This is a genomic window from Veillonella sp. T14073-2 (genome assembly GCF_002959875.1).
GTDB lineage: Bacteria > Bacillota > Negativicutes > Veillonellales > Veillonellaceae > Veillonella > Veillonella infantium.
In genome coordinates, this window is sequence record NZ_PPDC01000002.1 from 1 (window position 1) to 14,853 (window position 14,853).

Sequence of the window (14,853 nt, forward strand, 5' to 3'; positions counted from 1 at the left end):
TGAACACCTACATTATACTTAAGCAAGGTGATTTTTTTGTATAACTTTCGTTGCCGCACCCGCATAGCGGGTGGTTTAATGATTCGCGACTACGTCGCGAACCAGTCTAAAGACAATAATAAAAAGCCGTGTTCTTACACGGCTTTTTGTTGTATCCCCACCAAAATGTATTATAAGACTATTATTAAATCTATAATGCAAAAAAAGAACCGCCCCCGAAGGAGCGGTTCTTTCACAATTAAACAGCTGTTACTATACACACATAATCGAATTCACACAGTTCGATTATTTTTTTGTTACATCATTTTGGCGGTCACGTAAGTTACCAACTGGTACATATACGGTACCTGCACTGTGGATTGTATCCATGTCTTGTTGCAATACCATTACAACAGAATAGTCATCAGTTGTGTAGAATTCAGTAGGCATTTTGTCGATGTTTACTTCGCCGCCCAATTGATTCTTCACATCTTGATTATTCTCGATAGCATTCACTAATTCTTTTTTGTTAAGTCCACCAAGGTCATACAAGGATAATTGACGACCTGTTGTAGTGTTGAATGTGAAGCCTTTTACATAGTTGACGCCATTAGCATCACGATCACGCATTGTGTACGTATGAATCAATACACTGAAAATACCATTTTTGTCTGTTTTAACATCGTAGTACATAACTACATTTGTTTTGTCAGCTTCTTTAGTATTCATTTTTTCTACGTCGTTTTGTACTTTAGCAACGTATTTTTTGATAGTATTATTGATTGCTTTTTCTACAACTGGACTAACAGATTTAACTGTTGGAAACACTAGATCAAGATGATCTGTAGTGGATTCCACTGGAGATACAGCCACCTCTTTGCGGTCCATATAGCGGTCTGCATTAGGTGCTACTACTTCAACTGCATCGCGATCAACCTTAGATGCTACAGAGCGTAACGCACGGTTTTGCTCCGGTGTAGCAGTACTAGAGATACGGTATGTTAAATCGTTACGATTAACTTTATTCGTATCAGCTTGAACTTTTTGCACTGTTGCAGTGTCTTTTGTGACAGGAATTGCTTCGCTTGCTGCGAAAGATACTACTGGCAATGCAGCAGCCATCATGATGAGTACAGACTGTTTTAATTTCATTGTTTAACCTCTTATTGTTGTTCTTGCTCAGCTTTCATCGCTAAAGCTTCTTCTTTATTGAATTTGTGTGCTACAACACGACGAATTAAGTATAGACCAGCAAAGATGAATGCAAGCAATCCTAACCATTGTGCTGTGCTTTCAAATTGAGGACCTACTAATTCAAGTGGAGATTCACCGCCACCAGTTGTAACAGACAATACAATAATAACAGCTATGATTACACCAATCAAGCTTTCACCAACAATCAAACCAGAAGCGAAGAGAACGCCACGGCGGTTAGATTGTTCAACATCGTACTCAGCGAGTTCGCCAGCACGCATTTTAGCACGAGCTACTAGGTAACGGCCTACAAAATAGCTAATGAAAGAACCTAAGATAAGAGGTACTTCCAATGTTGGAGGTAAGTAGATACCCATACCAACTGCCAATGGAGGCAATGTTAAAGAAGCTGTTGTGCTCTTAAGAATTAAGTTAACGATGATTGCTACTACGCCAACACCAACGCCAATCAAGATATAATCCCAATCCATGCTAGAACTGAAGATACCTTGAGCAATTGTAGTCATCAAAGTTGCTTGTGGAGCAGATAATGCTGCATTAGGATCCATTTCAGGACGTGGTAACGCACCTGTGAAGCCATATGCTTGGTAAAGCAAGTTAAGAACAGGAGCAATTGCAACCGCACCAGCTACAGAGCCAAGTAACAATGCAATTTGTTGACGCCAAGGTGTAGCACCTACGAGTTGACCAGTTTTCAAGTCTTGCAAGTTATCGTTAGAAATAGATGCAATGGCGATAACTACGGATGTCATAAAGATAGCCATAGCTGTAGCGAATTGTACGCCTGCTTCTGTAGCGAACAAGTTATTTTCAGAAGCGATGAAGTACACCACTAAGGAAGAAATAATAGTCGCCAAGATACCAATACCGGAGATTGGAGATGCAGATGTACCGATAAGACCTGCCATGTAACCACATGCAGCAGCTACAAAGAAGCCGATTAGCAAAGCTACGAGAACACCTACGATAACAAGTGTCCACATTAAGCCTGCACTAATAGGTACTGCAGATACGAAGTCCCAGAATGTAAGAACTAAACCTAAAAGGATGATACCGAACACGATGATAACAGATTTTGTGCTCATATCTGTATCCATACGATGCAATGCACGTTCAGTGGAACTGCTATTCATGGATTTAACAGAAATTTTCATACCTTCGATGATTGGCTTAATCAATGTAATCAAAGTCCAAATCGCTGCGATACCAATAGCACCAGCACCGATGAAACGAACTTTAGATTTCCAAACAGCCATTGCAAATTTAGCTGTAGCACCGCCGTCTGGAGCAAACATATTAGTTAAATAAGGTACGAAGCCAGCCCAAGCGATGAGTACACCAACTAGGATAGCGATACCAGAAGCAATACCGATAAGGTAACCAGCACCTAACAATGCTGTAGAGAAGCCCAATGGAATTTGAGTAATACCCTTGCTACCTACAGGAAGCCAGAAGCTCATGCTGTCGCCAAGGACTTTGAAACCATTTGCACAAAGACTGATAATACCAGCTACAAGACCACCGGATACGATGTCGCCCATACCGGAGCTAGATTGAGGGCCTTGGCCAGCATTGTGGGAACCAACCTTCAAGATTTCTGCTGCTGCACGGCCTTCTGGATATGGTAGATCACTATTTACTACCATGGCACGACGCAATGGAATGGTGAATAACACACCAAGGGAACCACCGCATGCGCAGAGCAAGAATGTTTGCCAGAATGGGAAGCCATTCCAATAGCCAAGCATGAGTAGACCTGGCAAGATAAAGATAATTGCGGACAAAGTACCGGCTGCAGAAGCCTGAGTTTGTACCATGTTGTTTTCAAGAACGTTAGAATCCTTGAAGAAACGTAAGATTGCCATTGAAATAATGGCTGCCGGAATGGATGACGAGAATGTCAAACCAACCTTCAAACCGAGATATACGTTAGATGCTGTAAAAATTACAGTAATCAATGCACCAAGTAGCATCCCACGTAGTGTCAGTTCCGGCAGATGAAGGTCATGGCTCATAAAGTCATGTTTCATAAGTACTTACCTCCTCTGTGAAACTAGAGCTTAAAACAATATAATAAGCTACTTCCATTTTAACGTGTTAAAGCGATGTTGACAATAAAAATCCCTATTTTCTGACTATGTATACACGGCAGAAAATACTATGTACAAAAAACTCCCCTTATGGATTGTGTCTCATTATCATTCAGTAAGTATAGACATTTCAGATCATTCAAGCTCTCATCTGTATAAGAATACTATGTGTAAAGGTAATTATACCCCTTTAATTATATCTAATTGGTATTTATTATCATTTTCTATTATATTTTTTCTTTTTTTAGCATATAATAAAAAAGAACCGACAGTAAGGTCGGCATGTCTTTTAAGGAGGTTGTAAACATTATGGAAACAAGAATTGAATACGATTCAATGGGACCAGTCGAAGTCGACGCTAGACGAATTTACGGACCTCAAACGCAACGCTCGTTCAATAACTTTAAGATCGGTGACCACCGCATCCCTATTGAACAAATCAAAGCTCTTGCGCTTGTAAAAAAAGCATGTGCTTTAACCAATGCAAAATGTGGCGCAGTAACTGAGGAAAAAGCGAAACTCATCGCTCAAGTAGTAGATGAGATCGTAGAGGGAAAATGGGATGATGAGTTCCCGTTAACCGTATTCCAAACAGGTTCTGGCACACAGACTAATATGAATGTGAACGAGGTAATCGCTCACCGGGCTAAACAGTTAGATGAAAGCAATCCGCTCCATCCTAACGACGATGTAAACCGCGGCCAAAGTACAAATGATACATTCCCTACGGCAATGCATATCTGTGGATACTTTGAAATTACAAAACGGGTAATCCCTGCATTGGACGGCCTTATCGCATCCTTTGAGAAATTGCAAGAAAAAGGGAAAGGCTTGCAAAAAGTTGGTCGTACTCACCTACAAGATGCGACTTTCATCATGGTAGACCAAGAAATCAGCGCCTTTGTGGACGGCTTAAAATCTGCAAAAACTATGCTCCTTCAAAACACTGACTACCTACTCGACGTAGCCCTTGGCGGCACTGCAGTCGGCACCGGTGTAAACACGCCTAAAGGCTATCTAGACGTTATGGAAACTGTATTGCCAGAGGTAACAGGTGCTCCATTCCGCGTGAAGAACAACAAATTCCAAGGGCTGGCCCTCAAAGATGCGTTCATGATGGCTCATGGTGCACTTAATACATTGGCGACTACATTATTCAAAATCGCTAATGACGTGCGTTTCTTAGGCTCTGGACCTCGTTGCGGTTACGGCGAATGGCATCTACCTGAAAACGAACCGGGCTCCTCCATCATGCCAGGCAAGGTAAATCCTACACAATGCGAAGCCTTGACCATGGTATGCGCCCAAGTATTCGGTCACAATACGACTATGACCATCTGTGCAGGTAGCGGTGCGTTCCAATTGAACGTGTACATGCCTATCATGATCTATGACTTTGTTGAAAGCTGTCACCTCCTCGCAGACGCGATGAATTCTTTCACAACACACTGTATCGACGGTGTAGAATTTGTGCCTGAAAAACTCAACTTCTTTGTAGAACAATCCCTTATGATCGCCACATCCTTAACACCATACATCGGCTACGATAAGAGCGCTAAGGTAGTAAAAGAAGCGTACAAACGCGGTTGCTCTATTAAAGAAATCATCTTAGAAGAAAAACTCATGACCGAAGACGAATTCGCCGAAGCAGTTCGCATGAAATAAAATCTCTCTCATCTCTATGACATATCTGTAACATCCTCTCATACCTCAAATGAACGGAAATAGCCCCGATACCAAATGTATTGGGGCTGTATTTTAGATTATGACTTCATTACATATTTAATAAAAAGAAAACCTAAAATGTAAAATATTACTATACCAAGATATACATATGGTAATGAGCTTAGTAATCCATCAATTGGGATACCTAAAAAAAATATAAAACATGAATTAATTGAGATACTACCAGTTAAAAATAAATACTTTTAACTGGTAGTATCTAAAAATATATAGGAAATATAATAGCTTTTTATATAAGTTCATATAATAAAAAGAGGTGTTGTATGTTCATATACAATACCTCTTTTACTTTGTACCTTATGGTTTTCTAATATTTCACAAGGTTTATAGTCATTAATACGACAAAGGATATGATAAAAAGCATATATTTCGTATTTAGCAGTTCATAGGTCTCGTCAAATGTATCATTCTCGAATGCTTGTACCATTAGTACCTCTTGTGTACTGAGTTCCAGGTATAAATCTAAATGGCATCCAATTGCCACTAGTATTGCTATTTTGAGATATCCCTTATATATATCCGCTGTCATATCATAGAGCAGAGAGATATCAAATAGAGCAAGTAGAATGGTACATATAAGAAATTTATGGATAAAGGATTTATTATACATGATTGTATCCCTATAAGGAGCATAACTTATGATTTAAGCCACTCCATCAAAGAATGTAATGACTGTAATTTCTCGTGGACAGTTGATACGGATTGGGAACCAGTGGCCTGTACCATTATTAACATAGCACACGCTTTGTTCTTCAACGTAGCGCCCTTTTGTATATGGTGTACCCGTTGGTACCAACGGCATGCCCATGAATACGATTTGTCCACCATGAGTATGACCAGAGAGGGTCAATGGAATTTTACGTTCAATAGCCTCTTCAAAGAATTCAGGATGATGCGCTAATAGGATAACAAAGGCATAGTCTGGAATACCAGATAAAGCCTTATCAATCATAGCTTCACGTTTTTCTTTTTCTCGATCATTGTCGTACGCAACACCTGCAATATATACAGGTTGTTTACCGCCCATAATTTGAATATTGCTATTCACAAGGATATTCATCGGTGTATTATGTTTCAATTCCTCTAACACCTTATTCACATCGTGATGGTATTCGTGATTGCCTAAGATGAAATCAACGCCATCAGGGATTTGTTTTGCAAAGGTTGTTAATCTTTCACAAACCTGTGGCAACCAAGCTAATTTATCGATCAAATCACCAGTGATAACAACGCGATTAGGCTTTTCTACAAGGGCGAGCTTTAAAATTTCATCAAGATCGTCTAAGTCGATGCTTGGCCCTACATGAATATCGCTGAGTTGAACGATTTTATAGTCCTTTAACCCAGGCGGTAAGTTTGTATAACCGAAGCTTTCATGAGTGACCTCAATCTCATGTTGACCTACATAGGCAGCATAGCTAGAACCACCAATTGTTGTCAACGGTACCACTGTGGCTGCCGTTCTAAAGAATGCGCGACGGCCCGTTCTATTTTCCTCTGGCGTTTTGCTCCAAATTTTATTAACCGCCCAATATAGTAAACCTAGGACAATGAATACAGGAATAGCCAAGAATAAGCCAAAGAGGAAACCGTAACTTTCAGTACGGAATAGATTCATCAATGGATAATACATCGTTCCGTATAGATCTACTTGATTGAGTATATAGTATCGGATGGCAGCAAACCACGCACCGATAATAATTATATAACCTACCCAAGCAGGCCATTTCTTTTTAGGCTTCCACAAGTTGAGGAAAAGCGCCCAAAATCCTACCAATCCTACTATGAGGATAGCAGAAAAAATGATATTAAATAGAATTCTCATTCATTGCTCCTACAAATTATTTTGCCATCTCCGTCAATTTACCATGAGGACCTGCCCAAGCATAATCAGCGAACTCATCGCGCTTGATGAGCATCCAGTCCTTTGGCAATTGCTTTTGGATAGCTCCGATTGTTATATTCTTAGCATCTCCTGCATACGTTAAATCACCGCGAAATGCTTTCATAAACCATTTTCGATGAGAGAAAATATGTGTTATTTCTTTTACTAATACAGGTTGTAAAGCTAGTTCAAAACCTAGGGGCTTAACTAATTCTTCAAGGCCTTGTTCACCTTCGTCAAAGGTGGATACCATTTCCACCGAAGGGAATTCCCACATGGACCGTAACAACCCACGATTAGGGCGTTTATGCAATAGATAATAGTCTTCGTATTGCAAGATACCTACAAATAGAGGCACCTCTACAACCTTCGTTTTCTTGATGCGCACAGGTAATTTGTCTGTATCCTTATGTTGGTATGCTTCGCACATGTTTACAATAGGACATTCCCCGCAGCGCGGCGTCTTTGGAATACATACGGCAGATCCAAAGTCCATCAAGGCTTGGTTAAAATCACCAGGCCGATCGTGAGGTAATGTTTCCTCTACAATAGCAGTTATAGCCTTCTTACCTTTAGTGCTCAAAATATCATCAAAGATGCGATATAAACGAGCGTAAATACGCAGCACATTGCCGTCTACAGCTACCTCTGGTTCGTTGTATGCCATAGATAGCACGGCCCCAGCCGTATAAGATCCTACGCCCTTCAAGGACTCCATCGTCTTGCGGTCACGGGGCACAATACCACCGTAGTTTTCCACCACGTCCTTCACGCCAAGGCGCAAATTACGAGCACGGCTATAGTAACCAAGCCCCTGCCAAGCGTGAACAACTTCATCCTCAGACGCCTTTGCCAAATCCTCTAAAGTTGGGAATAAACGCATCCAGTTGTCATAGTAGGGCTTCATTGCCTCAATGCGCGTCTGTTGGCTCATCACCTCGGACACCCAAACCTTATAAGGGTCTCCACAATCACGCCACGGCAATTCTCGCTTATTCACATCATACCACGCCAACAGCTGTGGCACCCACTTAGGGTTCTTTTTATCAGTCATATTACCTCAAAATATTATAAACTTAGGACTCTAGTACCACTTTCATGACTATAGGCATATGACAAGCATATTGCATATATGTTGCAGCCAATAAGGTACAGATTATCCATTAATATACAGATCAATGCGCACCAAGTGTTCGCTTTCAAGAACGGTGTCCACCGCGGTCAGATCCATCTTATCTACCGTACTGTTGTCTCGGCCAAATACGATAGGACCTTTTAACTTCTTGCCTTCTAGCAGCATTGGCAACCATTGGCGGTCACCATCCCACATGCGGTCGTACGGAATTTGATCTGGTTCTAGCCAATGAGGTTCCATTTCGTCTGTTTCCTCTACATTGCCTGTGAAAGCACGCAAAAAGTACACATAACCTACATGTGTTAAGCTTTCATCAAAAGGAAATTGAAAATCAAAAGCAGCCACACATTCTAAATCTTCGGGGCGACCATGAAGTCCAGATTCCTCAAATAATTCGCGAATAGCACAGTCTCGGAAGCTTTCACCAGCCTCGAGTTTACCGCCAAATCCATTATATTTATCAGCCCCGAAACCACGTTTCTTACGACCTAGCAATATGCGATTTTGTTCATCAATGGGAAATACGAGCGTCGTCGGTTTCATAGGGCCTCCTTTATCGTTAAAATAATACCCTATTATTATACCATTATTTCATGTACGAATGGGCTAATTATGGTATGATTAAGAGTATAGATTTTCTTATACGGAAGGAGGCACATGATGAATAAACCACTACGATTTAACATCGCACTAGGGCGCACAAAGCCTGTTAATATTCGCAACGAAGAAGTGCGCTGCCCCTTCTGTGATCGTTCAAAATTAACGGATATTCTAGATACATCAGGTCATATCATATGGCTCATGAACAAATATCCTGTATTAGATAAAACATGGCCAACAGTTATTATTGAAACAGAAACGGACGAAGGCGAATTTTCTACATTGTCTGCCGATGAAGCGGCTCGTATTCTTCAATTTGGTTTAGATAAATGGCGTGAAACACGGGAACGAAAAGAGTTTAAATCGGTACTCTTCTTCAAAAATCACGGATACATGTCTGGCGGTTCCATCCGCCACCCTCACAGCCAAATTATAGGCCTTGAGGATTACGATTACCACGAAGATATTACGGCTCAAAATATGGAAGGCTGGCTCTTGCACGAAGATCAAGATGTGCGCATCACCTTGTCTACCCAGCCCATCATTGGTTTCTTCGAGTACAACATTCGTTTCAAACCAGATGCGCCCGTTCGTTCTGTGGCCGTTCGATTGCAACAAGTGCTGCGTTATGTTTTGCGCAGCATCGCTAATTACAGTCAGTCTTATAACTATTTTGTATATAATCTTGAGGATGGTTACGACTATATCAAGGTAGTAGCCCGTTATGTCACAACACCACTTTACGTAGGTTACAAAATTCCTCAAACTTGCGACGAGGAACGAGCTGCAAAAATCATTCAAGACATTACGCCGTACTTCCACGCCTCTAAATAGTTTAATTATACAAATTGTATCTAAATAATTTTGATGATATATTTGAAAGGATGTTTATGAAAGTATTTGCCATCGGCGACCTCCATCTATCTGGCAATCCTCCCACAAAGCCGATGGATATTTTTGGTCCTCACTGGGATAATCACTGGAGCCGCATCAAAGAAGATTGGATGGCCCGTGTGACAGATGATGACATCGTCTTTCTCGTAGGTGACATGAGTTGGGCCCTTCGCCTTGATGAAGCAGCTTGCGATTTACAAGAAATTGCATCCATGCCCGGCAAAAAGTATATGATTCGCGGTAACCACGACTACTGGTGGGCCTCCGCTAACAAGATGAGAAACCTCATGGGTGATGCTATCACCTTTTTACAAGGCCATGGTACAGCAGAACTCATTCAAACAGAAGAAGGCCCTCACATTATTGCCTTTGGTGGAACACGAGCCTACCTCTGCCCTGGAGACTCCCATTTCACACCAGAAACAGACCAATCCATTTACGATAGAGAATTGATACGTACCGAATCAGCGCTGCAAGAAATGGATGCAGCTGTAGAAAGACTCCTACAACAACTCACAGCGGAAACAACCATAGAAACAACAGATTCTGAAACAACCATAGAAACAACAGGTTCTAAAACAACAGAGCCCTTAACAATAGATATACACAACATACCAGTAACAAAACTGCTATTATTGCACTACCCTCCATTTAACGAGTCCAATGCCCCTTCCGGTTTTACAGACCTCATGGAGCAATACAAAGTAGATACATGCATTTTTGGCCATTTACACGATCAAATATCCTTTAAGCGCATTCCAAAGGAATTTAGTTCTACTAAATTAGAGCTAGTGTCTGCAGATTACCTAGACTTTAGACTGAAAAAAATTATGTAAGGAGAGACCATGAGTCGCATTCATAAAGAACATTTACAAGCAGGATATATCTTTGGTGATACTATCAACCAAGAATATATTTACTTGCCCTCTGGTGAGGTAGGCACTGACCATCCTCTGGCTGTCCTCGAAACACCGACAAAGCGTGAGGACATCACATTGGATGAGGCAGTCCACATGATTGACACATTAACACTAAAACGTTGTAGTCACCCTACACTAGGGAAAAAATCATTTTAATAACAAATAGATTATAAAAGCACATTAATAACAAGAAGCGGATAGATATAAAATCTGTCCGCTTTTTGTATAGACTTATATAGTTTTTCGATCTTCTATAAAAGGATTAGCCTAAGAATCCGCCATGTCCCATACGAATGCAGTCTTCTTTAGTAATTTCATCATTTGCTACGAGGCGTGGCAAGATTTCATCAAATGCCGTTGGTTTACTAAATAATACGCCACCTGGAACGCCAAGAATCGGTGTACCATCAGCACAGTAAGCAATACAAACCATAGAACCTGGCAATACAGGTAATCCGTATGTCACTACGCGATCTGCATAACGTTTAATGGCCCCTGGGGTTAAATCGTCAGGGTCAACGCTCATGCCGCCGGTACAGAAAATAATATCAGCACCAGCTGCTTTTACCTTGTCGATAGCCGCCACAATATCGTCTGTATTATCCGTTACGATTTCATGGGCTACTTTATTTACACCAAACTCTGCACAACGTTCCTCAATGATTGGGGTGAAAGCATCTTTAATACGGCCTTCAAATACTTCGGAACCTGTAGTAACAATGCCCATTGTTTTGCGTACAAATGGTTTTACATGAAGTAAAGGCTTGCCATTAGCAATTTTCTTTGCATCCTCCACTTGTTGTTCCTCTAATAACAATGGAATACAACGCATACCCGCTAATTTATCGCCTACTTTCACCGGTGTATTATTAAATCTCGTTACGATAGTAAGCTCGCCAATGCTATTAATAGCATGTAAGCGATCTACATCAACTTTAAAGAGACCGTCTACGTCTGCAATAGCTTCGATTTTACCTTGCGCCATAGGTCCATCGTGCATATTTTCGCCACCTGCCATATTGTACAAAGCACGTGCCACGTCCTCTTCGTGCAAGAATCCTTCATCCTCAGGTTCCATCACAAAAATATGCTCTTTACCAAGGTCTAGTAATTTCGGAATATCCTCTTCCGTAATAACATGGCCACGACGGAATGGCGTATCTTTCACCTCTCCTATGACAATGCGTACCAAATCATGTATTAATGCATGCCCTACGGCATCTTGTGTTCTAATGGATTTCATAATATCTCCCTTTATAATCTAGAACTCTATGTAATGTATTATACTCAAAATTTTCTTCAAACTTTAAATTCTGAACTCTATACAATATAAATTCTAACAATTCTATGTATCTTACTAAATAATCATATAAAAATAGATGTATTTATGCTGTAACTCAAGTCACCTTATTCGGTAAGATCAGATTGCACTGAGTATACGCGCCAATAGTACACCAATCCAGCAAAGGATTAAGCCCCCTACAACTTGTACAGAGCCATAGAATAAAGCCTGTACATAAGACTCAGTCATCATGAGTTGTAACATTTCAAAGGCAAAGGTTGAAAATGTTGTAAATGCACCGAGTCCACCAACAACGAGGAAAAATCTCGCCAACGGCGATAATTCTGGCTTTTGCATATATAGACCTAGTACAAGGCCAATAATGAGGCAACCAATGAGGTTTACTACAATCGTTCCATATGGAAAGGAACTCACCTTTGTCATAACCCATTCGCCAAGAGCCATGCGACACAAAGCACCAACTGCGCCACCAATGGCAACTGCAATGTATTTTTCCATATTGCCTCCTATACTTACAGTAGTATCCTACGATTTTCACAATCCGTGTAATTATCTGAAATAACCGATAAATATCTAGTTTTCTATATTAGTCAACGACCAATAGTCTCAGTATACTATATTTAGAGAGCAGGGAAAAGAAAGGAATCCCTATGAAGCCTGCAACAACACCGTTAACTGAGCTACGAATAAATACCTACGAAGACCCATTTTTACAACATCAATATGTATGTTTAGGTCATAAAATTGCCAACATTCGCATATCTCTAAATATGTCCCAACACGAGCTAGCACGCCATGTTGGGATTAGCCGCAGTTATTTGAGCAAGCTAGAGTGTGGCACAGGCATATCCGGCATGTCTTTAGAAATTTTATTTAAAATCGCTCAAGCATTCCAAATTGATGTAGCTCAGCTAGTAAGGTTGCGCATCATAGATTATAAAAGTTGCAATGCTCATCTGACGTCACACTATAAACGATTAGAATTTCTAAGTCATACGAGGAACAGCGCGCTAACTAAAGTTAAGCCAAAGCTAAGTTAAGCTAATCAAATACAGTATTAACGCTCGTACAGAAAAAGCCCCGCCAACGGCGGAGCCTTTCATAAGCATGCCAACAATAGGCATTATACTTCATTAAGTTTTTTGTGTTGTACTTCAGCATTTGCTTTTTTGAAGATAAATGCATTATTAATATGCTGACGCATAGCAGTTTCTGCTGCCACTTCATCATGACGCTCAATAGCATCTACGATATGATCATGTTCATCATCGCAATCATGGGTACGCACTGCATTAAAAGAGCTAATGTACATGTCGCGGTTAACGCGTTCACGGAAGCTTGCTAAGTATTCTACAACGCGTTCATTACCAGAATAATGAGCAATCATAGTATGGAAACGACTGTTTACTTCAACGCGTTCTGTAGCTTCTTCAATTTCATGCATTTCTTTACAAATTTCACGCAACTCTTTAATTTGTTCATCAGTTGCATGACGGGCACAAAGTCGCGCACCAAGGCCTTCCATTACTTCACGCACTTGATACAATGCAATAATCTCTTCAGGAGTATCCGCCTTTACAGTAACACCCTTCCAAGGAACAATAACTACGAGATTATCTTTAGCCAATTTACGGAATGCTTCGCGAACAGGTGTAGCGCTCACTTGCAATTGTTCTGCAATTTTTACTTCGTTAAGCTTTTCTTGTGGCATCAATTCGCCTGTTAAGATAGCTGTTTTTAATGTTAAATAAACTTGTTCACTAAGCGGTAATCTTTCAATAGAGTCCACAGCGGACAATTTGTATTTATCTTTTGAATCTTGTCGTCCCATTAATATCCCCTAACCTTATATCCCTTCATCTCTTTCGTACTTTCAAAGAACGGCTAAAATGAGTATAATATATTGTACGATATATTTTATATCTTGAATAAATATGTCATATGTAATTTAGTGCATATAATATAATTATAGAGCTCACATCTAAGACTGTCAATTTAACGATAGATAATAGCTATATCTCATTTTTGAAAGTAAGGAAGTTAAATCATGAGCCGTTGTTTGGTAATCATAAACCCTGTATCGGGTGGCGGTGCGGCACGTCGCTATGCCCTCGATTTACAATGGAAATTGAGCACCTTATTCGAAACAATCGAGGTCAAATTCACCACCGGTGAAGGCGATGCTACACGTTTTGCAAAGGATGCTTGCGAACGCGGATTCGATGCTGTGTTCTGCATGGGCGGTGACGGCACCGTAAATGAAACCGTTAACGGTATTGCCCAAGGTGGCTTTAAATCTACCTTTGGTTTCATTCCTGTTGGTACTGTAAACGATATGTCTCGTGCCCTTGGTATTCACCAAAATCCAACACAAGCAATCAAACGTATTGATATTAATCAAACGCGTACTATTGATATTGGCCGGTGCAATGATAAATATTTCTGCAATAATATCGCAGCCGGTGTTATTCCAAAGGTAATCGAAGAGGTTACGCCAAAAGAAAAAAGCATTCTAGGCCCTCTTGCCTACTTTTTGCGCGCAGGACAAGCATTATTCACAACAAAGGACTACACATACCGCATCAAAACAGAGAATGATGATTTTATTTGTAAATCACCACTCGTATTGGCATTGCTTACCAATGTAGTATCTAGCTTTGAACGGTTTATGCCTGAAGCCTCTGTAGACGATGGTTATATGCGTATCATTATATTCAAGGAATACTTCATCCTTGATATTCTTAGCGTATTACCACTCATCATTAGCGGTGCTATATATAACTCCCGATATACAACAACCTTAACCGTAAAAAAAGCTCATATAGAACTATTATCTAATATTGGTGATCTACCTACTAATATGGACGGCGATCAAGGTCCATCGATGCCAGTAGATATCGAAGTATTACCGCGAGTACTAAAAGTATTCGCCCCATCAAAACATAAAAAGAAAAAGGCCTTGAATTTGCCTAAACTACCGCGTATAGACTTGTAAGATTCAATCTAGATAATTGATTTGAGATATACATACAGTTAACACAAAAGTTATATATACAGATAACACAAAAGCTCTCTATCCAAGGATAGAG

General features: G+C 40.4%; 14 protein-coding genes. 6 read left to right on the forward strand and 8 right to left on the reverse strand.

Features of this window, described 5'->3' with window-relative positions:
• Nucleotides 1-285: 285 nt before the first annotated feature.
• On the reverse strand, nucleotides 286-1,131 hold the full coding sequence (locus VCHSUH04_RS01630; protein WP_105085063.1) for a hypothetical protein: 846 nt from the start codon (nucleotides 1,129-1,131) through the stop codon (nucleotides 286-288).
• 11 nt (nucleotides 1,132-1,142) lie between these two features.
• Complete coding sequence (locus tag VCHSUH04_RS01635) at nucleotides 1,143-3,224, reverse strand: OPT family oligopeptide transporter (RefSeq protein ID WP_105085064.1); 2,082 nt, start codon at nucleotides 3,222-3,224, stop codon at nucleotides 1,143-1,145.
• A gap of 369 nt (nucleotides 3,225-3,593) precedes the next feature.
• On the opposite strand from VCHSUH04_RS01635, the gene VCHSUH04_RS01640 reads away from it, so the two are divergent.
• Nucleotides 3,594-4,949 (forward strand): lyase family protein, encoded by a 1,356-nt coding sequence (locus tag VCHSUH04_RS01640; protein WP_105085065.1) that lies wholly within the window; start codon nucleotides 3,594-3,596, stop codon nucleotides 4,947-4,949.
• Nucleotides 4,950-5,670: 721 nt separating this feature from the next.
• Here VCHSUH04_RS01640 and VCHSUH04_RS01650 read toward each other — a convergent pair.
• The 3 genes from VCHSUH04_RS01650 to VCHSUH04_RS01660 form a co-directional block, all read right to left on the reverse strand.
• Complete coding sequence (locus tag VCHSUH04_RS01650) at nucleotides 5,671-6,852, reverse strand: metallophosphoesterase (protein WP_105085067.1); 1,182 nt, start codon at nucleotides 6,850-6,852, stop codon at nucleotides 5,671-5,673.
• Between the two features lie 16 nt (nucleotides 6,853-6,868).
• On the reverse strand, nucleotides 6,869-7,966 hold the full coding sequence (gene mutY / locus VCHSUH04_RS01655; protein WP_105085068.1) for an A/G-specific adenine glycosylase: 1,098 nt from the start codon (nucleotides 7,964-7,966) through the stop codon (nucleotides 6,869-6,871).
• A gap of 102 nt (nucleotides 7,967-8,068) precedes the next feature.
• The gene (locus VCHSUH04_RS01660) at nucleotides 8,069-8,590 is read right to left on the reverse strand and encodes an 8-oxo-dGTP diphosphatase (protein WP_105085069.1); all 522 of its coding nucleotides are present in this window, start codon (nucleotides 8,588-8,590) and stop codon (nucleotides 8,069-8,071) included.
• A gap of 117 nt (nucleotides 8,591-8,707) precedes the next feature.
• Between VCHSUH04_RS01660 and VCHSUH04_RS01665 the strand changes: the two genes are divergently transcribed.
• The 3 genes from VCHSUH04_RS01665 to VCHSUH04_RS01675 are packed head-to-tail and all read left to right on the forward strand — an operon-like array spanning nucleotide 8,708 to nucleotide 10,617.
• Nucleotides 8,708-9,481, forward strand: coding sequence for a DUF4931 domain-containing protein (locus VCHSUH04_RS01665; protein ID WP_105085070.1), 774 nt, complete (start codon nucleotides 8,708-8,710; stop codon nucleotides 9,479-9,481).
• Nucleotides 9,482-9,537: 56 nt separating this feature from the next.
• Nucleotides 9,538-10,377, forward strand: coding sequence for a metallophosphoesterase (locus VCHSUH04_RS01670; protein ID WP_105085071.1), 840 nt, complete (start codon nucleotides 9,538-9,540; stop codon nucleotides 10,375-10,377).
• 9 nt (nucleotides 10,378-10,386) lie between these two features.
• Nucleotides 10,387-10,617: a hypothetical protein gene (locus tag VCHSUH04_RS01675; protein ID WP_005385164.1), complete on the forward strand. Its 231-nt coding sequence runs from the start codon at nucleotides 10,387-10,389 to the stop codon at nucleotides 10,615-10,617.
• Between the two features lie 106 nt (nucleotides 10,618-10,723).
• Here VCHSUH04_RS01675 and VCHSUH04_RS01680 read toward each other — a convergent pair whose 3' ends face one another.
• Entirely contained in the window at nucleotides 10,724-11,704 is a 981-nt protein-coding gene (locus VCHSUH04_RS01680) for a molybdopterin-binding protein (RefSeq protein ID WP_105085072.1), read from the reverse strand.
• A 177-nt stretch (nucleotides 11,705-11,881) separates the two neighbouring features.
• Nucleotides 11,882-12,262 carry a fluoride efflux transporter CrcB gene (gene crcB / locus VCHSUH04_RS01685; RefSeq protein ID WP_105085073.1) on the reverse strand — a complete coding sequence of 127 codons (381 nt, stop codon included), beginning with the start codon at nucleotides 12,260-12,262 and terminating at the stop codon, nucleotides 11,882-11,884.
• A 152-nt stretch (nucleotides 12,263-12,414) separates the two neighbouring features.
• On the opposite strand from crcB, the gene VCHSUH04_RS01690 reads away from it, so the two are divergent.
• A complete protein-coding gene (locus VCHSUH04_RS01690) occupies nucleotides 12,415-12,804 on the forward strand; it encodes a helix-turn-helix domain-containing protein (RefSeq protein ID WP_060924483.1) in 390 nt (129 codons plus the stop codon).
• 83 nt (nucleotides 12,805-12,887) lie between these two features.
• Here the strand turns inward: VCHSUH04_RS01690 and VCHSUH04_RS01695 are convergent, their stop codons facing one another.
• The gene (locus tag VCHSUH04_RS01695; RefSeq protein ID WP_024064500.1) at nucleotides 12,888-13,595 is read right to left on the reverse strand and encodes a GntR family transcriptional regulator; all 708 of its coding nucleotides are present in this window, start codon (nucleotides 13,593-13,595) and stop codon (nucleotides 12,888-12,890) included.
• 216 nt (nucleotides 13,596-13,811) lie between these two features.
• Here VCHSUH04_RS01695 and VCHSUH04_RS01700 point away from each other — a divergent pair, with 216 nt between their 5' ends.
• Nucleotides 13,812-14,759, forward strand: a complete 948-nt coding sequence (locus tag VCHSUH04_RS01700; RefSeq protein WP_105085074.1) for a diacylglycerol kinase family protein — start codon at nucleotides 13,812-13,814, stop codon at nucleotides 14,757-14,759.
• Nucleotides 14,760-14,853 lie beyond the last annotated feature (94 nt).